The sequence below is a fragment of the Paraburkholderia sp. USG1 genome, assembly GCF_031570135.1.
Taxonomy (GTDB): Bacteria; Pseudomonadota; Gammaproteobacteria; order Burkholderiales; family Burkholderiaceae; genus Paraburkholderia; species Paraburkholderia dioscoreae.
The window spans coordinates 1-21,789 of sequence record NZ_JAMWXW010000016.1 but is presented as its reverse complement, the minus strand read 5'-3'; the positions used below and the strand labels follow the sequence as shown (position 1 = coordinate 21,789).

General features: G+C 63.2%; 16 protein-coding genes. 10 read left to right on the top strand and 6 right to left on the bottom strand.

Annotated features, from left to right (window positions below):
- Positions 1 to 47 precede the first annotated feature (47 nt).
- On the bottom strand, positions 48 to 620 hold the full coding sequence (locus NE850_RS21390; protein ID WP_007177972.1) for a cupin domain-containing protein: 573 nt from the start codon (positions 618 to 620) through the stop codon (positions 48 to 50).
- 928 nt (positions 621 to 1,548) lie between these two features.
- Between NE850_RS21390 and NE850_RS21385 the strand changes: the two genes are divergently transcribed.
- The 7 genes from NE850_RS21385 to NE850_RS21355 all read left to right on the top strand — a co-directional run bounded on the left by NE850_RS21385 (position 1,549) and on the right by NE850_RS21355 (position 10,278).
- On the top strand, positions 1,549 to 3,090 hold the full coding sequence (locus NE850_RS21385; protein ID WP_007177971.1) for a peptide MFS transporter: 1,542 nt from the start codon (positions 1,549 to 1,551) through the stop codon (positions 3,088 to 3,090).
- A 159-nt stretch (positions 3,091 to 3,249) separates the two neighbouring features.
- On the top strand, positions 3,250 to 4,722 hold the full coding sequence (locus NE850_RS21380; RefSeq protein WP_007177970.1) for a PLP-dependent aminotransferase family protein: 1,473 nt from the start codon (positions 3,250 to 3,252) through the stop codon (positions 4,720 to 4,722).
- A 318-nt stretch (positions 4,723 to 5,040) separates the two neighbouring features.
- A complete protein-coding gene (locus NE850_RS21375; protein WP_007177969.1) occupies positions 5,041 to 5,493 on the top strand; it encodes an HU family DNA-binding protein in 453 nt (150 codons plus the stop codon).
- 404 nt (positions 5,494 to 5,897) lie between these two features.
- Positions 5,898 to 7,307 carry a circularly permuted type 2 ATP-grasp protein gene (locus NE850_RS21370; RefSeq protein ID WP_007177968.1) on the top strand — a complete coding sequence of 470 codons (1,410 nt, stop codon included), beginning with the start codon at positions 5,898 to 5,900 and terminating at the stop codon, positions 7,305 to 7,307.
- A 165-nt stretch (positions 7,308 to 7,472) separates the two neighbouring features.
- Positions 7,473 to 8,423, top strand: a complete 951-nt coding sequence (locus NE850_RS21365; protein WP_007177967.1) for an alpha-E domain-containing protein — start codon at positions 7,473 to 7,475, stop codon at positions 8,421 to 8,423.
- Between the two features lie 11 nt (positions 8,424 to 8,434).
- Complete coding sequence (locus NE850_RS21360; protein WP_310699383.1) at positions 8,435 to 9,235, top strand: transglutaminase family protein; 801 nt, start codon at positions 8,435 to 8,437, stop codon at positions 9,233 to 9,235.
- Positions 9,236 to 9,405: 170 nt separating this feature from the next.
- On the top strand, positions 9,406 to 10,278 hold the full coding sequence (locus NE850_RS21355) for a proteasome-type protease (RefSeq protein ID WP_007177965.1): 873 nt from the start codon (positions 9,406 to 9,408) through the stop codon (positions 10,276 to 10,278).
- A gap of 303 nt (positions 10,279 to 10,581) precedes the next feature.
- Here NE850_RS21355 and NE850_RS21350 read toward each other — a convergent pair whose 3' ends face one another.
- Together NE850_RS21350 and NE850_RS21345 are read right to left on the bottom strand one after the other, a co-directional pair.
- Positions 10,582 to 11,763 (bottom strand): porin, encoded by a 1,182-nt coding sequence (locus NE850_RS21350; RefSeq protein ID WP_007177964.1) that lies wholly within the window; start codon positions 11,761 to 11,763, stop codon positions 10,582 to 10,584.
- 413 nt (positions 11,764 to 12,176) lie between these two features.
- Positions 12,177 to 13,511, bottom strand: coding sequence for a YihY/virulence factor BrkB family protein (locus tag NE850_RS21345; RefSeq protein ID WP_310699381.1), 1,335 nt, complete (start codon positions 13,509 to 13,511; stop codon positions 12,177 to 12,179).
- 212 nt (positions 13,512 to 13,723) lie between these two features.
- Here NE850_RS21345 and NE850_RS21340 point away from each other — a divergent pair, with 212 nt between their 5' ends.
- Together NE850_RS21340 and NE850_RS21335 are read left to right on the top strand one after the other, a co-directional pair.
- Positions 13,724 to 14,263: a YbaK/EbsC family protein gene (locus NE850_RS21340; RefSeq protein WP_007177962.1), complete on the top strand. Its 540-nt coding sequence runs from the start codon at positions 13,724 to 13,726 to the stop codon at positions 14,261 to 14,263.
- 406 nt (positions 14,264 to 14,669) lie between these two features.
- Complete coding sequence (locus tag NE850_RS21335) at positions 14,670 to 16,229, top strand: methyl-accepting chemotaxis protein (protein ID WP_007177961.1); 1,560 nt, start codon at positions 14,670 to 14,672, stop codon at positions 16,227 to 16,229.
- 35 nt (positions 16,230 to 16,264) lie between these two features.
- Here the strand turns inward: NE850_RS21335 and NE850_RS21330 are convergent, their stop codons facing one another.
- The 3 genes from NE850_RS21330 to NE850_RS21320 form a co-directional block, all read right to left on the bottom strand.
- Complete coding sequence (locus NE850_RS21330; RefSeq protein WP_007177960.1) at positions 16,265 to 17,752, bottom strand: SulP family inorganic anion transporter; 1,488 nt, start codon at positions 17,750 to 17,752, stop codon at positions 16,265 to 16,267.
- A gap of 294 nt (positions 17,753 to 18,046) precedes the next feature.
- Positions 18,047 to 18,637, bottom strand: coding sequence for a YSC84-related protein (locus NE850_RS21325; RefSeq protein ID WP_007177959.1), 591 nt, complete (start codon positions 18,635 to 18,637; stop codon positions 18,047 to 18,049).
- Positions 18,638 to 18,851: 214 nt separating this feature from the next.
- Complete coding sequence (locus NE850_RS21320; RefSeq protein ID WP_310699380.1) at positions 18,852 to 20,240, bottom strand: FAD-binding oxidoreductase; 1,389 nt, start codon at positions 20,238 to 20,240, stop codon at positions 18,852 to 18,854.
- Between the two features lie 1,095 nt (positions 20,241 to 21,335).
- Between NE850_RS21320 and NE850_RS21315 the strand changes: the two genes are divergently transcribed.
- The coding region (locus tag NE850_RS21315) for a hypothetical protein (RefSeq protein ID WP_310699379.1) at positions 21,336 to 21,789 on the top strand (454 nt) is incomplete at its 3' end.

Here is a 21,789-nt window from a genome sequence, read left to right as displayed (position 1 = left end):
AATGCAGGCAATCCCTGGCCGGGTCGACCGGATAAGGTGCCTGCTCTTCAGAACAGTCTTGGCGTGCCCACCCAGACGACCACCGACTCGATGCGCGCGGTGTTCACCCAGCTGTGCGGTACCGTCGATTCGTAATGCGCGCTGTCTCCCGCGTGCAACACGAACGTCTTGCCTTCCAGTGTCAACGACACTTCGCCGTCGATCACATACATAAACTCTTCTCCGGCATGCGTGGTGACTTCGGAGCGCTTCTGCCCGGGCGGCATCCTCACCAGGATCGCTTCGAGTTGACGGCCGCCCGTCACGTTGGTCAGCCGCGCAAACAGATTGGCCGAATCCGCAAAACCGAAAAACCTCAACTGATCGCCGCGGCTCACGCAGCGTTCCTCGCTGGGTGTGTCGACGAAATACTGCACCGTGACCCCGAGTGCGTTTGCGATCCCCGCCAACGACGTGATGGACGGCGACGCGAGACCACGCTCCACCTGCGACAGAAACGGCTTGGAAATACCCGCCGCGGTTGCCGTGTCATCCAGCGTGCGCTTGAGGCGTTGCCGCAGCGCGCGGATCTTGCTGCCGATTTCTAGTGCCGGATTGCTCTTTTGAATTGTCGTGACCATAGCAGGAGGAAATTAGCCCGTCAAAATTTGTTTGATATATGTAAATATGTTTTGATTGCGGTCTGGACGGGGCAGCAGGTCTAATCCGCGCCGGGCGATGCAGGAGACCGCAATTCGAGATAGCACTCTATGTTGCCAGAATCGAAACTAAACCCGGCCAAAATGACCGTTTATTTCCGAAAACGGCAAAGCAGATGCGGAAATGGCTGCAGTATGCGCGCCGGTCAACGCGTCTATTCAATTTGCGTATCAGGAGGATTAAAGGCATGACACTACAGACTATTTTCGGCCGCAGGCGCCAATGCGGCAAAGCCGTAAGGCACGGTAAGCATAGGTTGTCGACGCGGAATCAGTGAATTCCCTGAGTGACTCGACATGCTTCTGTTTGCAGAATCAGCCCCGCTTGCGGAAGGGCGCGGGTGTGCATACCACACGCGAGTCAGGCCGCAGTTTCTCATTCCGCCCGCAGCGATCCTGTGCGGTGGAGCACTGTCCGGCACGTTCCAACCGAACACCTGCCGGCGTAAGGATATGACCATCACCGCCGATTTTCCCCGCCGCGGGCCGTGCGCCCGTCGCTGCCTCGCACCGCCGTCATCTGCGGGCCGCAGCATTTCCGTTCGCCACGATGCTTTATCATTGCGCCCGCTCCGCACGCCGGAGTTCGAGCCCGATGTGGCGCCGCGCGCCCCAAGGGCGCTCCCTGCGAGCCGTCCCGCACGCGGACCTGTTTCGTCGCGTATCGCGAGGCGCGTTTCCGTCCGATCCTCTGGTTTCTCTGCTGGTTTGGGGCTCCGTCGCGGATGAGTGCGTTCGCGCCGACGCCAACACATAGGCATGACGTCGCCGGCTGTCTTTCCAGATTCCGTTTCACGCGCCGCGCGACCAGCTCGCGCGACGCTGCAACCGTTTGAACAAGAGGTACATGATGAATTCATCCAATCCGCCCGGCGCGCGCGTGTCGCAGACCCGTTCGTTTTCGACGGTCTTTCTGATCGAGATGTGGGAGCGCTTCGGTTACTACGGTATGGCCGCGCTGCTGGTCCTGTTCATGATCGACAAGCTGCAGTTCAGCGACAGCCACGCCACCCTCACGTGGGGCGCATTCACGGCACTGGTGTATGCGTCACCTTCGATCGGCGGCTGGATCGGCGACAAGATTCTCGGTGCGCGCCGCACCATGATCTTCGGCGCCGGCGTGCTGTCGGTCGGCTATTTCATGCTGGCGCTGCCCAACGACCAGCTCGCCTACATGTACGCGTCGCTCGGCGTGATCGTGGTGGGCAACGGCCTCTTCAAGGCCAACGCCGCGAATCTCGTGCGCCGTATCTATGAAGGCGACGACGCGCGCATCGACAGCGCGTTCACGATTTACTACATGGCGGTCAACATCGGCTCGACGGTGTCGATGCTCGCCACGCCGTGGATCAAGGACCATTGGGGCTGGCACACGGCGTTTGCCGTCTGCTGCGCGGGAATGCTGCTGTCGGTGCTGAACTACTTCGTCATGTTCCGCACGCTCGCGCATATCGGCTCCGCGCCGGACGCCGAACCGGTGCGCTGGAAGCGCGTCGGCGCGGTCGCGCTGGGCGGCCTCGCGCTCGGCGCGGCGACCATGTTCGTGCTGCAGCACAAGGCGATCGCGGTGGCCTGCGTGTACACGGCGGGCGTCGCGATTCTGGCGATCTTCGGCTACATGCTGGTGAAGTGCGAACGCTCGGAGCGTTCCGGTCTGGTTGCCGCGCTGATCCTGACCGCGCAGGTGATCCTGTTCTTCGTGTTCTACGTGCAGATGTCGACCTCGCTCACGCTGTTCGCGCTGCGCAACGTCGATCCGCGTTTCATCCTGTTCGGCCAGACGTGGTTCACGTGGAGCGCCGCGCAATTCCAGGCGCTCAACCCGATCTGGATCATGTTGCTGAGCCCGCTGCTCGCGCTGCTTTATACGAAACTCGCGAAGAGCGGCAAGGACGTGCCTGTAGCGGTGAAGTACGCGTTCGGTTTCGCCGTGGTCGCGGCCGGCTTCTTCGTCTACGCGGCGAGCGGAAATTACGCGGTGAACGGGCGCGTGTCGTCGTGGTTCATGGTGGGCGGCTACGGCCTGTATTCGCTCGGCGAACTGCTGGTGAGCGGTCTCGGGCTCGCCATGATCGCGCGCTACGTACCGGCGCGCATGAGCGGTTTCATGATGGGCGCGTACTTCGTCGCGACCGGCGTGTCGCAATATCTGGGCAGCGTGGTTGCGAATTTCGCGCAGATGCCGGCGGGTGACATGGATCCGCTCGAATCGTTGCCGCTTTACACCAAGCTGTTCACCGGGTTGGGCTGGCTCGCGGCGGTAGGCGCGCTGGTGGCGGTCCTGCTATTGCCGTTGATGCGCAAGCTGTCGCGCGAACATCAGCGTTGCAGCGACGAAGCCCGCGAGAGCGCACGGCAAACCGCGGCACTGAACGGCGTGGTAGCGGAGTAATCCGCCGCAACGCCGGTAGCGGCGCGAAGGCGCCGCCGAACGGCATGAGTCGATCTTCCTCGTAAATGACCACGCCGACAGCGGCGACAGGGGTAAGCTTACGATCGACAGTGGTCCTCCGAAACAACTGTTTGCCGGACACTTGAGGTAGCCACCCGGATGGAAATCCATATCGCGGTCGAAGGGCATCACGATCTGTCCGGACAGATCTATCGGCAATTGCGCGCCGGCATTCTCGAAGGGCGCCTTGCCGGTGGCACGCGCCTGCCGTCCACGCGCGATCTCGCCACGCAACTGGGCGTTTCGCGCAAGACCACACTCGACGTATTCGAGCGGCTGCTCTCCGAAGGCTATCTCAGCGCCCGTGCCGGCTCGGGCACTTTCGTTGCCGACGGCCTGGAGCGTTTGCCGGTGGAGCGCTCCTCGCATGCGCGGGCGGTGGAATCGTCGCGCGAGCGGGTCAGGGCGAAGACCGCCGCGCGCGCGCAGCCGCTGTGGGAAGACATGCCCGAGCGCCTGGCGTTGCCGCGGCCTTTGGCGCTGTTGCCGCAGGACTTCGTTGGCGGCGCGACGGATAAGACGCTGTTTCCCTTCGAGGTCTGGCGCCGCTGCGTGAATCGTGCGTTGCGCGCGCAATCGCGCGGCCCCGGCACATATCGCGATGCGGCCGGCGAGCAGGAGTTGCGCCTCGCGATCTCGCGCTACCTGGCCTTCAACCGCGCGGTGGCGAGTAACTGGGAAGACGTGATCGTGACGCAAGGCGCGCAGCACGCGCTCGATCTGCTTGCGCGCATCAGCTTGCGTGCAGGCGAAGTCGCGGCGATCGAGGATCCCGGTTATTCGCCGGCCCATGCGTGCCTGAAGGCCACCGGCGCGCGCGTGGTGCCTGTGCCGGTGGATGCGGAAGGCCTGATCGTGAGCAAGCTGCCGGACAAGGCGCGGCTCGTCTACGTGACGCCTTCGCATCAGTTTCCGCTCGGCATGCCGATGAGTCTGGAGCGCCGCGTCGAATTGCTCGAATGGGCGCAGAAGCGCGGCGCGGTGATCATCGAAGACGACTACGACTGCGAGTACCGCTTTGAAGGCCGGGCGATGGAGCCGCTGAAAAGCCTCGACCGCGCCGGCCTCGTGGCGTACGTGGGCACGTTTTCAAAGACGATCTTTCCCGAACTGCGGGTCGGCTACGTCGTGCCGCCGGCCTCGCTCTATGGTCCGCTGCTCAAGGCGCGCCAGATCACCGACTGGCACGGCTGCACGCTCACGCAAACCGCGCTCGCGTCCTTCATGCTCAACGGCGACTTCGCCAAGCACCTGCGGCGCATGCACAAGATCTACGCGGCGCGCCGCGCGATGCTGCTCGCCCATTTGCACGGCGGCCTCGCGCCCTGGTTCGAACCGATCGTGCCCACGGCCGGCATCCATATGGCGGCGCGCCTGAAAGCGCCGCTGACGGAGCAGGCCCTGGTGAGCGCGGCGCGTGAAGCATCGATCGGCTTATATGGGCTCGCGGCTTTTCATCTGCGCGTCAAGGCGCAGCCGGGCCTGATCTTCGGCTACGGCAATATTGCAGTCGAGGATATCGATGCGGCGCTCACGAAGCTCGCCGGCATTCTCCCGCGGCTCGTGCAATAAGCACGCGAGCCGCGACGTCTTTTTTGCGATGATCGAGCGGGTCGCGGCAATCCCCCGGCGCAGAAAGTGCCGTTATTCATGCATCGAAATGACTTGTAACGTACGTTACGCGTCCGTGTCGCGAGCTCGCCGACGCACGTTTACCCGCTAAAACAAGCATCAAAATGTGTTGTGCAGTCTGCGCCGCGCAACAAACCTTCGCTGTTATACATAAAAGAGTCGCGCAAATCGCATTAGCGCTTGTAGAATCCGGCGTTGAAGCGTGCGCATACCGTGCACGCTTCGTGCAATTCACTGACCACAACAGGTAGGAGAAACATGCCGACTTCCGCAAAAAAGGTGGCCAAGAAGGCTGCTGCCCCGGTACCGACCAAGAAGGTTGCTGCAAAGAAAGTTCCTGCGAAGAAGGCCGTCGCAGCTAAGAAGGTCGCCGTGAAGGCGTCCAGCGCTCCGTCGCCGATCAAGGACACCTTCACGAAGGCCTCGCTGGCTGCACATGTCGCTGAACGCGCCGCTGTGGAACCGAAGACCGCCAAGGCCGTTCTGGCTGCGCTCGAAGACACCATCCTCGGCGCAGTGCATAAGAAGGGCGCTGGCGAATTCACGCTGTCGGGTCTTCTGAAGATCGTCGTGCAAGCTGTGCCGGCGAAGAAGAAGCGCTTCGGCAAAGACCCGTTCTCGGGTGAAGAGCGTTGGTTCCCGGCCAAGCCGGCTAGCGTGCGCATCAAGGCACGTCCGCTGAAGAAGCTAAAAGACGCTGCTGCAGGCTGATCACGTTTCACGCGTCGGCGCTGTTTTTAACAATGGCTGACGCTTGAAATGCCCGCAGGGGAGTACCCTTCGGGAACGATCCTCAATGCACGTTGCCTGAGTCCCCGTGGGTGCAAATCCACGGGGATTTTTCATGCGCGTTCATGGTTTCGCGAATGCGGGCGCGGTTATAAGAACTTTCCTCGCGCACGCACCGCAGTGCTGCGCATGCACCGTACTAGCGCATCATGGGCCGCCGCAGTACGATGGCACCGGAGCCTTGCCGGGCGGGATGCGCTGTTCGCGTGCATACACCGTGTGTAGTGCGTGAAAAGCTCAATGGCATAGCGCTTGCTTGATCGATTGTCGAACACCGAATGCGCAGCGCATTCGCCTTCTATCCGACAACAAGAGCGGGGCGTGACATGCGATGCTATGACGAGATGCGTCATCATGACGATGCCGTGCGGCCACACTACGCGCGCTTTGAGCGGTGGCTGGTGAAGCAGGGCAACGAGGCGATCGCACGCAAGCGTGCGGAAGCCGACCTGCTGTTTCGCCGGGTCGGCATTACCTTCGCGGTGAACGGCGACCTGTCCGGCACCGAGCGGCTGATTCCCTTCGACCTGATTCCGCGCATCATTCCGCGCAGCGAATGGCAGACGCTGGAGGCCGGTTTGCGCCAGCGGGTGCAGGCGCTCAATCTGTTCATCCACGACGTCTATCACGATCGCAACATCGTGCGCGCCGGCATCGTGCCGGCCGAGCAGGTCTATACCAACGCGCAATACCGGCCTGAAATGCAGGGTGTGAATGTGCCGCTCGGTGTTTACGCGCATATCGCCGGTGTGGACGTAGTGCGCGCGGGCGACGAAGGCGAGTTCTACGTGCTCGAAGACAACCTGCGCGTGCCGTCGGGCGTGTCCTACATGCTCGAAAACCGCAAGATGATGATGCGGCTGTTCCCCGAACTGTTCGTGCAGAACCGCATTGCGCCGGTCGCGCATTATCCCGATCTGCTGCTCGATACGCTGCGCTCGGTCGCGCCCGAAGGCGTCGACGATCCGGTCGTGGTGGTGCTCACGCCGGGCATGTACAACTCGGCGTATTTCGAGCACACCTTCCTCGCGCAGCAGATGGGCGTGGAACTGGTGGAAGGCAAGGATCTGTTCGTCGACGACAACTATGTGTTCATGCGCACCACGCAGGGACCGAAGCGCGTCGACGTGATTTACCGCCGCGTCGACGACGATTTTCTCGATCCGCTCGCTTTCCGCAACGACTCGGCGCTCGGCGTGCCGGGTCTGCTGACGGCGTACCGCGCCGGGCGCGTAGCGCTGGCGAATGCAATGGGCACCGGCATTGCCGACGACAAATCGATCTACCCGTACGTGCCGGAAATGATCGAGTTTTATCTCGGCGAGAAGCCGATCCTCAACAACGTGCCCACGTTCCAGTGCCGCAAGCCGGACGATCTGGCATACACGCTCGCGCATCTGCCGGAACTGGTGGTCAAGGAGGTGCACGGCGCGGGCGGCTACGGCATGCTCGTCGGGCCGGCTTCGACGAAGGCCGAAATCGAAGCCTTCCGCGAACGTCTGATTGCGCGTCCGGGCGGGTATATCGCGCAGCCCACGCTGGCGCTCTCCGCGTGCCCGACGTTCGTCGAAAGCGGCATCGCGCCGCGCCATATCGACTTGCGTCCGTTCGTGCTGTCCGGTAAGACCGTCACGATGGTCGCCGGCGGACTCACGCGCGTGGCGTTGCAGGAGGGCTCGCTCGTCGTCAATTCGTCGCAGGGAGGCGGGACCAAAGATACATGGATGGTCGACTGACGCGGTTGCCGATGCGGTTGCAATGCTTTACGCAACCGCGCCTGCAACCCAACGCGCCGGGGCGGCACGTGATACGCAACACGCGCGCCACCGGCGCATACGGATAACCAGCGCGGGCCTTTTACTTCGACGAAGGCCTCGCGTCATCAGATACGGAACGCCGTCATGCTAAGCCGAACCGCCGATCACCTTTTCTGGATGGCCCGCTACATGGAGCGCGCGGAGAACACCGCCCGCATGCTCGATATCAACCTGAAGGCGCTGCTATTGCCGCAGACGCCCGAACAGGAGGCGCGCGCACAACGCTCGGTGCTGCGCATTTCCGAACTCGAAACCGCGTTTGCGCAACGCTACGACGAACCGACCCGCGAGCACGTGCTCGATTTCATGGTGGCGGACGCGACCAATCCGTCGAGCATTCACTCGTGTTTGCAGGCCGCGCGCGAAAACGCCCGCGCGGTGCGTGGCACCTTGACGACCGAGTGGTGGGAAACCATCAACGATACGTGGCTCGAATTCAACGAGCGCATTTCGTCCGGACAGGCGGCGAACAATCCCGGCGCGCTGTTCGAATGGGTGAAGTTCCGCTCGCACCTCTCGCGTGGCGTGACGATCGGCACCGCGCTGCAGGACGACGCATTCTTCTTCACGCAACTCGGCACCTATCTGGAGCGCGCCGACAACACCGCGCGGATTCTCGACGTGCGCTTTGCCGACGTCGAACCGAATTCACGCGACGCCGCGCGCCAGCTCGAAGATTTTTATTACTGGACCTCGATTCTGAGCTCGGTGTCGGCGCTGGAGATCTATCGCAAGGTGTATCGCGACGTCGTCACGCCGGCGCGCGTGGTCGAACTGATGATCCTGAATCAGCAGATGCCGCGTTCGCTGCTGGCGTCGCTCGAAGGCGTCTGCGCGAATCTGGCGATGCTGCGCACCTCGGGTTCGAACCAGTGCGAGCGGTTCGCCGGCAAACTGCGCGCCGAACTTGTGTATTCCGACATCCGGCAGATTTTCGAGGCCGGCCTGCACGCCTATCTGACGCAGTTCCTCGCTCGTGTGTTCGAGCTAGGCAATCTGGTTGCGCGTACCTATCTGATGCTGCCAGTCGCCTGACGGAGTTTTTTATGTACCTGACGATCCGCCACGACACGTCCTATCGCTACGAAGCGACTGTCCATTATTCGATCCAGCAACTGCGTCTGACGCCGTCGAGCGGCGCCTCGCAGGTCGTGCGGCGCTGGAGCATCGACGCGCCGGGCAAGCTCGACGCGACTTTCGACGCTTACGGCAACGTGCTGCACACACTGGTCATCAACAAGCCGCATAGCGAGATTCGTCTGCATGTGGCCGGCGAGGTGGACACGATCCCGCTGATCGACGGCTATCTGCCCGACCACATCGGCCCGATTCCGCTGGAGCATTTCACCTGTTCGACGCGGCTGACCGAGGCCGATGCCGCAGTCCGCGAGCTCGCCGAATCGGTGCCGAACCTGGCGAGCTCGGCGAACCTGATCGCGCTGTCCGAACGGATCGTGCAGCGCGTGAAGTACAACCCGGGCGTCACCGAAGTCACCAGCACGGCCGCCCAGGCGCTCGCGCTCGGCAACGGTGTGTGTCAGGACCACGCGCATCTGATGCTCGCGTGCTGCCGCGCGCGAGGCATTCCGGCGCGCTACGTGAGCGGCTATATCGAGCCGGGCGATGTGCCGCACGCTGCCAGCCACGCCTGGGTCGACGTATGGCTGGAGGGCACGGGCTGGATTTCCATCGATGTCACGCACGCCGCGTTCGCCAGTGAAATCTACTGCCGTCTCGCTGTCGCTCGAGACTATGAATCGGCCGCGCCGGTGCGCGGCCGGCGTATCGGCGGGCTGGAAGAACAGCTGAAGGTGTCCGTGATGGTCAGTGCGCAACAGCCGCAATAGCTGCGGAGAGAGGGTGACGGTCCGGAGAGGCCCGCTGGAGGCGCTAGTGAGCGCCAGCCCTCACAACCCATTCAGATTGGGCCCGCAAAGGCCGTAATACGGAATAGGGACGCATGCGCGCGGCATTACAATAGCGCCATTCAGTGGTTTTTTTGCAGGTACCTTTCCTTATGACTTACTGTGTCGCGATGTCCGTCGACGACGGTCTCGTGTTCCTCTCGGACACGCGCACCAATGCGGGCGTCGATCACATCAGCACCGCGCGCAAGATGTCGGTATTCGAGCAGCCGGGCGAGCGCATGCTCGTCCTGCTGGGCGCCGGCAATCTGTCGCTTACCCAGGCGGTGCTGCACGAACTGTCGGAACCCGCGGATCCGTCCCAACCCACGCTCTGGAGCGCGCCCACCATGGCCGACGCGGCCCGCGTGATCGGCCGCGCGGTGCGGTGCGTGCATCAGCGCGAGGCCGAAGCGTTGCAGGAATTCGGCGTCGATTTCAATTGCAGCTTTATTCTCGGCGGGCAGATCGCCGGCAACCGGCCGCGCCTGTTCATGATCTACGCGGCGGGCAATTTCATCGAGGCGTCGGCGGTGAATCCGTATTTCCAGATCGGCGAGGCGAAGTACGGCAAGCCGATCATCGACCGCGTGCTCACGCCGTCCACGCCGCTCGACGAGGCCGCCAAGTGCGCGCTGGTCTCCATGGACTCCACGCTGCGCTCGAACCTGTCGGTCGGGTTGCCGCTCGATCTGCTGGTCTATCAGAAGGATGCGCTGCGCGTCACGCGTTTCGTCTCGATCGATCACGACAACGCGTACTTCGAGATGATTCACCGTACGTGGGGTGAGCGGCTGCGCCAGGTGTTCGGCGAGATTCCCGACCCGGACTGGCAGGATTCGCCGAACGTGCCGTTGCTGCAGCGCGAGCGGGCGCTGGTGCTGTATCGCGCGCCGGTGGGCGCCGACGGCATCGAGCATGAACTCCACGCGAAGCCCGCGCAGACGCTGGCGCAGGCGGAGAAGGGCAAATCGCAGCGCAGGTAGGCTGTGCCGGCGAGGCCGAGGTCCGCCTTCCGTGATGAAGAAGCAGCCGTATAAGAAGCCGCTGTAGCGAAACAAGGTCGTCAGGCGCCCCAACCGGGTTGCTGGCGGCCTTTTTTGCGTCGTCCGGTGCGCGGGGCGGCCGCGTATCTGGCGAGCCGAAGCATCTGCGAGTGTGCGAGCGCGGTGCCGTGACGCGGGCCTGTATTGCAGAAGAAGTCTCAGCACGAAAAAAAACCAGCCACAGGCTTCTCGCCCGTGGCTGGTCTTCAACTGCGTGTTGCTTCAGCAGTCCGTCAAGTCAGATTAGAACTTGTGGCGGATGCCCAGGCTGACCAGTTCTTGCGAGCTGGAAGCCGAGTTGTAGCTATACGAACCGATTGCTGCGCCTGCATTGACCAGCGTGCCGTCCGCGGCGCGTTGCTGGCCGCTTGCGTGCTGATATGCGCCAACCAGGTAGATGTCCGTGCGCTTCGACAGGTTGTAGTCGCCGCCCAGGGAGACCTGGTGATACGTTGCGCCCGAATCGCCGCTAGCCTTGGTGTAGGTATAGCCCACGCCAACCAGCATTGCCGGCGTTGCCTGGTAACCCAGGTATGCGGCGCCGATGTTGTACTTCTCGGTCGAACCGAAGCCCGAGTTCGCGTCCGGCTTGTACTGCGCGTTGCTGTAGCGCAGGTTGGCCGTGAACGGGCCCGTGACGTATTGCACGGCGACCGAAGCGATGCCGATCGACTTGGCTGCCACGTAGGCACCGTTGACCTGGTTGTCGAACGTGCCGTCCGACGTGCTGCCGTTCCAGCCCACCGAGCCTGCCGACGTGCGGCTAGCCAGCGTGTTGCCGTTGTCTGCGCGGAAGTAGCCGGCAGCAACGCTGAACGGACCCGTTGCGTACGTTGCAGCGCCCGACCACGTTTGGCCCGAACCCGTCTGGCCAGCCACGCCGCCCAGAGCGTACATGCCTTCGAACTGGAAGCCGCCCCACACCGGCGAGGTGTACTTGATGGCGTTGTTCGTGCGCGAGGAGTTGTCGTTGTTGTCGACGTCGCCCGGCGTGGCGAAGGTCGAACCGAAGTAGTTGTCAGCCGTCAGCGGCTGAACCATGTCGACCAGCGGATCGTATTGACGACCCAGCGTGAACGTACCCCATTGATCGCCCGTCAGGCCGACGTAGGCTTGACGACCGAACATCTTGCCGCCTTGACCCAGCTTGCCGGTGTTGAGGTCAAAGCCGTTTTCCAATTGGAAAATCGCCTTCAGGCCGCCGCCGAGATCTTCGGTGCCTTTCAAGCCCCAACGATCGCCTTGCAGGTTGCCGCCGACCAGGCCGACCTGATTCGCGTTCTTGCCGGAAGCGTCGACCGTGTTGTGGGCGAACTGAACCGATTCATCGATCAAGCCGTACAGGGTAACGCTGCTTTGAGCGTGTGCGACGCCAGTGACGCCGAGGAGCGCCAGCGAGAGGGTAGACAGTGCGATTCGTTTCATCCATTTCTCCACGCAGATGATTAGTTTGTTGTTGCGGGAAGGAGAATAGCGCAGAGGTCTATCCGCTAGAACTGGAAAAAAAAGACTGTCTCCAAAAACTGACAACCGACGCAAAGCCTTGTATTTAAAGCGCGTTAACGATTATTCCTGTTTCAGCAACATTTATTCCCTAGCCAAGCATTATTGTTGTTTTGTTGACAGTGACGACTCTGGCACCTTCACTTTCGACACTTCCTTGAAGGTGCTTCGTAATCTAGTCGTCTAGTTTTTTTGGTCGCTTTGCAGGATCTGCATAAAAATTGCGATGCGTTTTGCTTGACGCAGGCGCTGGACAGGTTCGTCGTGCTGTGGTCAGGCGCGACCATGTTGGTGCATAGGTGCGGCCAGACGGGGTCCGGTTGAAACGCGAGGCGTCAGGAATTGCGCTCGCTGTCGCTATCGCGGGCGTTGCGGCGCGCGACGGTCGCCGCTGCCAGCCCGGCAGCCGCGGCCAGCAACATCGAAGGCCACGGGTGCCGCCGCACGTAGCGATCGGCCGCGACGGCTTTGCGGCTCGCCTCGATCAGCGTGTCGGCGGCGATGCGGGTCGCTTGCGCTTCGGCCGAGACGACGCTGCGGGCGAGTTTGACCGCAGTCGCTCGCGCTGACGCCGTGTTGCCGGATTGCTCCCGAAAAGCCGACGCCGCCGTACCGCCCGGCGCGTTTGCAGTTGCGTCGCGCCCGGCGGCGGCGAGCGCGGCGTCGCTCGAAGCGGTGTGCGCCTGTGCGGCCATGTGGGGCGCAGCATCCGCACTGACCGTCGATGCCGCCAGCACCGACGCAAGCTTGGCGCGGCTGCCGGGCGGCGTGTCGTCCTGCATGCCCCAGCCTCCGCGCGGGTCGTGCATGCGCCCGCGCGCCGCCGAAAACTCCGCGCCGAGCAGCAGCACAGCGGCCGAGAAGTACAGCCACATCAGCAGCACGGCGAGCGAGCCGGCCGCGCCGAACGAACTGGCCATCCCGGCGTGCGCGATATAAAGGGCGAACAGCTTCTTGCCCGCGGAGAACAGCACGGCGGCGACAATCCCGCCGACAAACGCATCGAGCCAGCGCACGCGAGCGTCCGGCAGAAACTTGAGCAGGCCGGCGAACGCACACGCCAGCACCAGCAAGCCGACGCCGAGTTGCAACAGGTTGCCGATCACGACGTACGGCGAGTCGCCCCAGAGCCACTTGCCGACGAAGGTGATGATCGTATCGAGAACCAGCGAAACGATCAGCAGGAACGCGACGCCCAGCACCAGGCCGAACGAGATCAGGCGCACGCGCACCAGCGCGATCACGCTCGACGACCGCGGCCCCGTATACGGCCACACTATATTGAGTGCGCTATTGAGCGACGAGAAAGTGGCCGAAGCGCCGATCGCCAGCATCGAGAACGAAATGATCGCCGCGATGCCGCCGGCGCTGCCGTTGTGATGAGCGTTCTCGACGATGGTCTGCACGCCCGCGGCGGCCTGGTCGCCGAGCAATCCGTGAATGTGGTCGAACAACTCGCCGCGCGCGGCTTCCGCGCCGAAGACCCAGCCGGCCACGGCGATCACCATGACCAATGCGGGCGCAAGCGAAAACGCGGCATAGAAGGCGATGCTTGCGGCCATGGCCGCGCAGCGGTCCTCGGCAAACTGTCTGAAGGCGCCGATGGCCCAGTTGGCCTGCTTGCGGGCCGCCAGTTGCAGGTTTTCGGCGGAAAGCGTGTCCATGTCCATGGTCGTGTTTCTCAAGAGGTGCTGACGCCGCGCGGGCAAGGCGATAGGGCGGGGTGAACCGTCGAGGCAGCCTTGACGCAGTCTTCGCGTGAAAGCTTTCGCAAACCTTGTGCCTGTCACTATAACAAGCGGGACCGGCGTGCGCGGAGCCCGCGCACCTCGGCTCAGGCGTGCCGTTAGAATGCCGGGGATCCTCATACACTTTGCTCGCCATGCACTCGCACGAACTCATACAGCAGTTGGATGTCATTCCGGCCGAACAATTGGGCGCCCATTTGCCCGCGCATGTCGTCGAGCAGTTGCCGGCGCAAGGCGTGACGGTTTTCTCCGTCTCCGACGACGCTTCGGATACCGCCGAATTCAGCGCGCGCTACGGTTTCGGTCTGGAAGACTGTGCGAACACCATCGTGATCCGGTACAAAAAGGAGGGCGCAGAGCATTACGCAGCGCTGGTCTCGTTGGGTTCGCTGCGTTTGGACATCAACGGCGCGGTGAAGGCGGCCCTGGGCGCGCAACGGCTTTCGTTCGCGAAGCGGGAAGCGGCCGTGGAGCATAGCGGCATGGAGTTCGGCGGTATCACCGCCTTCGGCTTGCCGGCCGACTGGCGCATTCTCGTCGACGCCGCCGTCATGGAGCGGAACCAGATCGTCATGGGCGCGGGCGTGCGAGCCGCCAAGTTGTTGCTGGCGCCGGACGTGTTGCGTCAGTGGCCGCGCTGCGAAGTCGCATCGCTGACGCTGCCGGCGGAGTAACGCCTCGCTTGCGGCCTGCGTGTGCGATCCGGTTGGGAGACGGCGCCGTCACGTCGGCCACTCCGTGGGCCGCGCTAGCTGGGTCCACCAGGTCGGGGGCAGCGCCAGCCGGTTCCGCCAGGTCATGAGCCGCGCCAGTCAGCTCCGCCCGGTCGGGGGCCACGCCAGCCGGGTCCACCCGGTCACGAGCCGCACCAAATCAGGTCCACCCGGTCATGAGCACGCCCGTCGGGCCCGCCAGGTCGCAAGTAGCGCCAGCCCGGTCCACGCCTTGGCCGTGTGGCTGCGGCCGATCGGCAAGCCCTGAAGTTTTTTCCCGTTCCGCCGTTAATCCTGAAGATGGACATGAGCCGCCTGGGCGTCCGCCCTGGCAGCGCGTCGACGACAAGTACAAAGGGATACGGAGATGGAACGGTTTCGCCTGAAGGTGCGGCTCTGGCTCGCGCTAGCGGTAATGTGCATGGGTATTCTGGCAATCGGCCTGTGGGGCGCGTTCAAGACGCGCGACACGATGATCGCCGATCGCCAGGCTGAACTGAAGAGCGTGGTCGGCGTCGCGTATAGCGTGCTGGATCGCTATAACGGCCTCGTCGCCTCGGGCGCCATGCCGCTTGCCGACGCGCAGCGCACGGCGATGGCCGATCTGCGCGCCATGCGCTACAACGGTGCCGGCGGCTATCTCGTGCTCGAGGACGCGCAGGCCCGCGTTCTCATGCATGGCGTACGCGCCGACCTGGAAGGCAAGGACATGAGCGGCTTCACCGACCCGCAGGGGCGCCACGTGTTCAAGGACGGCTCCGACCTCGCCGAGCGCGAAGGCGAAGGCTTCATCCATCTGCAGTTTCCGAAGCCCGGCTCCAATGAAATGGCGCCGAAGATCAACTTCGTGCGGCTGTACAAACCGTGGGACTGGACGATCGTCACCGGCGTATTCACCGACGATATCGACGCCGCGTTTTACACGACGCTCGTGCAGTACGTGGGCGCCGCGCTGATGCTGTGTGTGGTGGTGTCGCTCGTGATCGGCGTGATCCTGCGCAGCATCCTGCGGCAACTCGGCGGCGAACCGGCGTACGCGGCGCAGATCGCTGCCCGCATTGCCGACGGCGAACTCGACCTGGTCGTGGAGACAAAGGCGGGCGACGAAACCAGCCTGCTCGCGGCAATGCGGCGCATGCAGCAGCGCCTCGCGCAGGCGATCGCGCAGATTCGCGGCGGCGCGACGCTGATCTCCACGGTGTCCAACGAAATTGCCGCCGGCAACGCGGACCTGTCGCGCCGGACCGAGCAGCAGGCCACCGCGCTCGGCGAAACCGCGTCGAGCATGGAGCAGATCACCGCGACCGTGAAGCAGAACGCCGACAACGCCAGGCAGGCCAGCCAGCTCGCGCATAACGCATCCGAGACGGCGGTGCGCGGCGGCGAAGTGGTCGGCCAGGTGGTCGAGACGATGCGCGGCATTTCGCAGTCGTCGCACCGGATCGGCGACATCATCGGGGTGATCGAAGGCATTGCGTTTCAGACCAACATTCTCGCCTTGAACGCGGCAGTCGAAGCGGCCCGCGCCGGCGAGGAAGGACGCGGCTTCGCGGTGGTGGCCGGCGAAGTGCGCAGCCTCGCGCAACGCAGCGCGGCGGCGGCCAAGGAGATCAAGACGCTGATCGAGGAGTCCGCGGCACAGATCGAAGGCGGCTCGCAGTACGTGAGCCGCGCTGGCGAAACCATGCAGGAAGTCGTGCAGGCGGTGCGCCGCGTGACGGACATCATGGGCGAGATCAGCGCGGCTTCGGTGGAGCAAAGCTCGGGCATCGAGCAGGTCAACATTGCGGTGGCGAGCATGGATCAGACGACGCAGCAGAACGCGGCGCTGGTGGAAGAGGCGAGTGCCTCGGCGGATGTGCTGAAAGCGCAAACCGGCCAGCTCAGCGCGGCGATTGCCGTGTTCACGCTGCCGGAAGGCCGCTGACTCGCGGCACGCGGCTGGGCGAAGCGCGCAGTTCGTTACGCCAATGCAATTCCGGCGCGACTCAGCAGACGCTGGTTGCGCTCGGACAGATTCTTCATGCGCAACTGTTTGCCGGCTTTCCGATAGCGCTCGACGAGGCCTTGCAGCGCCGCGAGCGCGGAATGGTCCGCCAGCAGCAGATCGCGGCAATCGATCGTGACGCGCTCGGGATCTTGCAGCGGGTCGAACAGCTCGTGAAAACGGGCGGTCGACGCAAAAAACAGCGTGCCGCGCGGCGCATAGATCTTGTCGTCGGCGCGATCTTCGACATGCGCATGAATTTCGCGGGCGTGCTGCCACGCGAAATTGAGCGCGGCGATCACGACGCCGCATAGCACGGCGATCGCCAGATCGGAGAACACGGTGATGATGGTGACCGCCACGATCACCAGCGCGTCGTGGCGCGGCACTTTGCCCAGCACTCGTAGCGAGCCCCATGCGAAGGTCTGCTGCGCCACCACGAACATCACGCCGACCAGCGCCGCCAGCGGAATGCGTTCGATCAGCGGCGACAGGAACAGGATGTACATCAGGATCATCACGCCGCTGACGATTCCCGACAGGCGCGAACGTCCGCCCGAATTGAGGTTGATCATCGTCTGTCCGATCATGGCGCAGCCGCCCATGCCGCCGAACAGACCCGAGGCGATATTCGCCGCGCCGAGCGCGAGGCATTCACGGTTCGGCTGGCCGCGGGTTTCGGTGATCTCGTCGGTGAGATTGAACGTGAGCAGCGTTTCCAGCAAACCGACGATCGCCATCAGCACCGCGTAGGGCAGCACCACATGCAGCGTGTCCAGATCCAGCGGGACGCCCGGCATATGCAGACCCGGCAGGCCGCCTGCAATGTGCGCCATGTCGCCGAGCGTGCGCGTGGGCAGGTGCAACACCTGCGTGAGGAGCCCGACGCCGACGATAGCCACCAGAGCGGGCGGCGCCGCGCGCGTGAGTCGCGGCAGCAGATAGACGATCGCCATGGTCAGCGCGACGAGTCCGCCCATCATTATCAACGCGCTGCCGTGCAGCCATTGCTCGCCTTGCGGCGTGCTCTGTCTGAAGTGCGCAAGCTGCGCCGTCGCGATGACGATCGCCAACCCGTTGACGAAACCGAGCATTACCGGATGCGGCACCATGCGGATCAGTTTGCCGAGCCGCAGCGCGCCGAATAGCACCATCAGGATGCCGCTGAGGATCACGGTGGCGAGCAGATATTGCGCGCCGTGTTGCACGACGAGCGCCACGATGACCACCGCCATCGAACCGGCGGCGCCGGAGATCATGCCGGGGCGTCCGCCGAACAGGGCCGTGATGGTGCAGATGAAGAAAGCACCGTACAGGCCCATCAGCGGATTGAGATGGGCGACCAGCGCAAAGGCGATGCATTCCGGCACCAGCGCGAAAGACGAAGTCAGTCCTGCAAGGACATTGCTTTTGATGCCGGGCAGCGCGGCAAGCCAGCCGTGAGTGGGACGAGCGGTGTTCATCTTCAGCGAGGTGGGAAGTCCGGGCAAACAGCGTGCATGGATACGAGACGCGCGGCTTCGAACAGGTGAATGTCCCGGCCTGAGTTGCAGCGCTGGCCGGGAAGATGACAGAAGGGCTGGATTTTACAGCAGTGCGGAGAAGGTGGCCGGTAATGCGTTCAGTGAGCGTACAGTGGCGCCAAGGGTTCGCGTCGGGTCAGGAAGGGGCCCGCTGTAGGTGTCCACGCGGCCCCCGACGAATGGAGCGCGCATGCCGCGCAGCCGGTCAGGCGGCTGCGCGGCATGCGCGTGCGCTCAGATCATCAGGCGCGAGACTTTGGTGCCTTCGAGCGATACGCCGGCCATCAGGCCGCCGTTCGTCAGGACAAAGGCTTCGACCGGGCTGGTGGCGGTCGAGGTGTCGACCGCTCCGTTCGCGCCGACCTTTAGCACGGCGACGGTCGCGTCCGCGCCGGCTGCCCACCCCTGGCTGCCCAGGAATTTGTCGAGCGCGTCCTGCGTCATGAAGAGGAATACGAGAGCCTTGGACTGCGCGCCGATCTGCAAACCGAAGGAGCCCGCAACGGTGCTGTAATAGCCCGCCGTGCGGCCGGCCACGCGCAACGCCCCTTCGCCGTACTGGCCGCCGACCCAGAAGCCCGCCGAGATCACAGACGGGAACACCAGAATGCCGCGTGCTTTCGCCACCAGTTCGCGCGAACCGTTGACGTTCGCGTAGAGACGCGAGAGCGTGGAATCGACTCCCGCATTGATCGTGTCGCGCTTGCCGGCGTTGGCTGAAGACGATGCGCTCGAAGACGGCGACGTGGTCGTGCAGCCGGCGAGGCCAAGGCCCGCCGTGGCGAGGGCGGCGCTGGTGGTCATGATGAATTGTCGTCTGCGCATGTTGTTTTTCCTTGTGCGTTATTAAGTTATGAAGGCTGGGTTTCTCGTTTCCTGGCGAGCAATCGTACCGTGACGCAGGTGAACCGTACGTACGTCGATTGCTGATCAGCATTTAGCGTGCCTAGCCCCCGCATTTGCGTGCGTATTGGCGGGTCGGGCCCGCCGGCGCGGGAACGGGCGCGCGAATCTCGCGCCGTTCCTCGTGCTTCTATGACTACACCGACGGTCGGATGTTCTGGTTGCAGCGGAACAGGTTGCGCGGATCGTAGCGGTTTTTTACCGCGACCAGCCGTTCGTAGTTCGGCCCGTAGGCGTCGGCGACCCGGCCGCCTTCCTCCTGCGTCATGAAGTTAACGTAGACGCTGCCCAGCGCGAAGGGTGCCGCCGCGTCGAAGAACGCGCGAGCCCACGCGATGCAGCGCTCGTCGTCGCTTGCGTCGTCCCACCGGCCGTGCACGTTCATCGCGTACAGCGTGTCGCGGCTCGAATAGGCGGTGGCTTCCACGGCCACGCGCTGGGTCTGCGCGCCGATCTGTCCGAAGAAAATCTCGCATTGCGGTGACGGCAACTGATCGATCGCGCTGAGCAGCGCGTCGACGAGCCCGTCCTGAATCTCGCCGAGATTGTGCGATTTCCAGTAATTGCGCGCGCCTGGCGTGAGTAGCGGGTCGAACGCCTGCTGCCACGCGACAAACGGCATCGGGCCGAGATGTTCACCAACCGGCGTGCCGAATGCGCGTACGAATTCCACCGCGGCCGGACCGCTTTCGACGGGCCCTGTATAGCACATCGCGAACACGATCACCGGTTTGCCGTGCACTTCGGGCGGCAGAAACGGCAGCGGCGGCGCGAGCCGCAGCACGGCCCACACACTCAGTTCCTCCGGCATGCCGGCGTTCGCCGCGCGGTATTTGAGCAGGGCGTCCCGTGCCTGTGTGAGCGGCAGGACGACGAGGCCGCCGTATACCAGCGGTCCCACCGGATGCAGAGCGAACTCGAATCGCGTGACGACGCCGAAATTGCCGCCGCCGCCGCGAATCGCCCAGAAGAGATCTTCGTGCGAGTCGGCGCTCGTGTTGAGGAATTCGCCCTCGGCGGTCACGACGTCGGCGGAAACCAGATTGTCTATCGTCATGCCATATCTACGGCTCAGCCAGCCGAAGCCGCCGCCGAGCGTCAGGCCCGCGACGCCGGTGGTCGAATTGATGCCGAGCGGAGTGGCGAGCCCGAATGCCTGCGCTTCATGGTCGAAATCGTGCAGCGTCGCGCCCGGTTCGACATAGGCACGCCGTGCCGTGGGATCGATATGCACTGATTTCATCTGCGACAAGTCGAGCACCACACCGTCGTCGCACAATGCGCTGCCGCCAATGTTGTGGCCGCCGCCCCGAATCGCCAGCGACAGGCCGTTGTCGCGCGCGAACCCCACACCCTGGCGCACGTCGGCCACGCCCGCGCAACGCAGAATGACTGACGGATGCCGGTCGATCATCGCGTTCCAGATGCTGCGTGCCTGATCGAAGCTGGCGTCGCCGGGCAGCAGAACCTGTCCCCGGACAGCAGTTTTCAATTCGTCGACGGCGCTGCTGGACACAATAACCATGGTTCATCTCCTGAGATAGTGGAAGACGCTCGCAGAACACTATTCAGCTGGCCAGAGCAAATCGGAAGTGTCCTGAAAGGTTGTTTTGCGTCCAGTAAACGAGCCTGCTTCCTGAAGTCAAACAGAGGTAAACCCGCGTTTTTTAGCGGCCGTGCGCGAGAGCTCGCGCGACAGGCATCCGCGGGCCGCGCCGGTGACGATGACTCGTCTCGATGCCGCGGATGGTGGAAATGCTTCGGAAAAAGCCGCTGCCAGGAAGTGTTGGTTGTGCGGCGGTGTGGTGGTTGCATAGCGACACTTTCCAGTTCGACTCGCCGAGGCTTGCGCGGGCGACATGACTGGACGCGTTTGCTATTGGGATGGTGGGCCGCGGCCGTGCGCGGGATGTCTGCCTGAAGCGGCGGCGCCCGGTTCCTCGTCTTTTGTCGCGAGAGTGGGTTTTTACCTCTTGTGATGGCTCGCGACTGCGCTCGTTTATTCACTCGCCGTTTTTGTGTTTTGCTGAATCACCGAGGAATGATGACTCAGAGTAGGAAATCCTGAGTTGCGCTGTCTGTGTGATTGCGCTCACTCCCATCTCGATAGTGGCTTTTTTATGTTCGGAGAAACACATAGCGTTTCTTTTTCGCTATGTGACGGCAACGGCGATATCGGCTTGATGCATTCTGCGAGGCTTTGGCTCCAGTGCGAAGTTAATAGTTCGGAGTGCGTATATAAAGGGAGGAATTTCCGGATTTTGATGAAACGGTAATTGACGATCTCTGACAGTTCGGGCGCGCAATTAATCGCTAAAGAAGTCGGCGATGTCACATTGCGTGGGCTAGCGCACGGTCACTGAATGGCGCTCCGCATAACTTCAATGTCCATCAGGCCCAGCTGTGTCCATTTAAAAATCAGTTCGTGCACAGCCAATCGTTTCTCTCGAATCACGTTGAATCGGACCGGGGTTTTCCGCGAGAGAAATGCCGGATGTCATGCGGTTTTGTGTGACGCGCGGCAAAGACGACTGGGTGTTGAAGTTTCATTTTTAACAGTGAACAGAGAGTCACTTGTTATCCAGGCCGGTCTTTCAAGGCATATAGTTAGGAGAATGAAATGAAAAATAGAAACGGGGATGCTCTGGCGTTGGGGACGCGCCGGGCGGTATTTGCAGTTGCCGTGAGTTTGTATGCGGCGATGGCGGGTGCGCAAACGAATCAGGCGCCGTCTGCCGCGCCGTTGGTCAGTCCGTCGAGGATGATGGTTGCGCAAGCGTTGCCGATTGATTGTCCGTCGTTCGACGCGCCTGGCTGCAAGCGGGAGAGCGATGACATGGTGACGCCCGGCGGAATTGGAGTCGCTGCGGCGGCGGGCGGGTTGGGATCGCTATCGGCTGCGGGCTCGCAAAGCGGCAGTGGCGGCGGGACTTCGTCGGCAGGGGCGGCAGCCGCGGGCAGTGGCGGCGGGAATGGTGGGACGAACTCTGGCTCGGCGGGACTTGGTGCCGGGAGTACGGGCAGTGGCGGCGATGGGAAGGGAGGCGCGGGAGCGGGTGGTGGTGGGACTGGGG

Bases quoted from the DNA above. Each gene is read 5' to 3' on its own strand.
- NE850_RS21390 (WP_007177972.1), bottom strand. From the start codon at position 620: ATGGTCACGACAATTCAAAAGAGCAATCCGGCACTAGAAATCGGCAGC.
- NE850_RS21385 (WP_007177971.1), top strand. From the start codon at position 1,549: ATGAATTCATCCAATCCGCCCGGCGCGCGCGTGTCGCAGACCCGTTCG.
- NE850_RS21380 (WP_007177970.1), top strand. From the start codon at position 3,250: ATGGAAATCCATATCGCGGTCGAAGGGCATCACGATCTGTCCGGACAG.
- NE850_RS21375 (WP_007177969.1), top strand. From the start codon at position 5,041: ATGCCGACTTCCGCAAAAAAGGTGGCCAAGAAGGCTGCTGCCCCGGTA.
- NE850_RS21370 (WP_007177968.1), top strand. From the start codon at position 5,898: ATGCGATGCTATGACGAGATGCGTCATCATGACGATGCCGTGCGGCCA.
- NE850_RS21365 (WP_007177967.1), top strand. From the start codon at position 7,473: ATGCTAAGCCGAACCGCCGATCACCTTTTCTGGATGGCCCGCTACATG.
- NE850_RS21360 (WP_310699383.1), top strand. From the start codon at position 8,435: ATGTACCTGACGATCCGCCACGACACGTCCTATCGCTACGAAGCGACT.
- NE850_RS21355 (WP_007177965.1), top strand. From the start codon at position 9,406: ATGACTTACTGTGTCGCGATGTCCGTCGACGACGGTCTCGTGTTCCTC.
- NE850_RS21350 (WP_007177964.1), bottom strand. From the start codon at position 11,763: ATGAAACGAATCGCACTGTCTACCCTCTCGCTGGCGCTCCTCGGCGTC.
- NE850_RS21345 (WP_310699381.1), bottom strand. From the start codon at position 13,511: ATGGACATGGACACGCTTTCCGCCGAAAACCTGCAACTGGCGGCCCGC.
- NE850_RS21340 (WP_007177962.1), top strand. From the start codon at position 13,724: ATGCACTCGCACGAACTCATACAGCAGTTGGATGTCATTCCGGCCGAA.
- NE850_RS21335 (WP_007177961.1), top strand. From the start codon at position 14,670: ATGGAACGGTTTCGCCTGAAGGTGCGGCTCTGGCTCGCGCTAGCGGTA.
- NE850_RS21330 (WP_007177960.1), bottom strand. From the start codon at position 17,752: ATGAACACCGCTCGTCCCACTCACGGCTGGCTTGCCGCGCTGCCCGGC.
- NE850_RS21325 (WP_007177959.1), bottom strand. From the start codon at position 18,637: ATGCGCAGACGACAATTCATCATGACCACCAGCGCCGCCCTCGCCACG.
- NE850_RS21320 (WP_310699380.1), bottom strand. From the start codon at position 20,240: ATGGTTATTGTGTCCAGCAGCGCCGTCGACGAATTGAAAACTGCTGTC.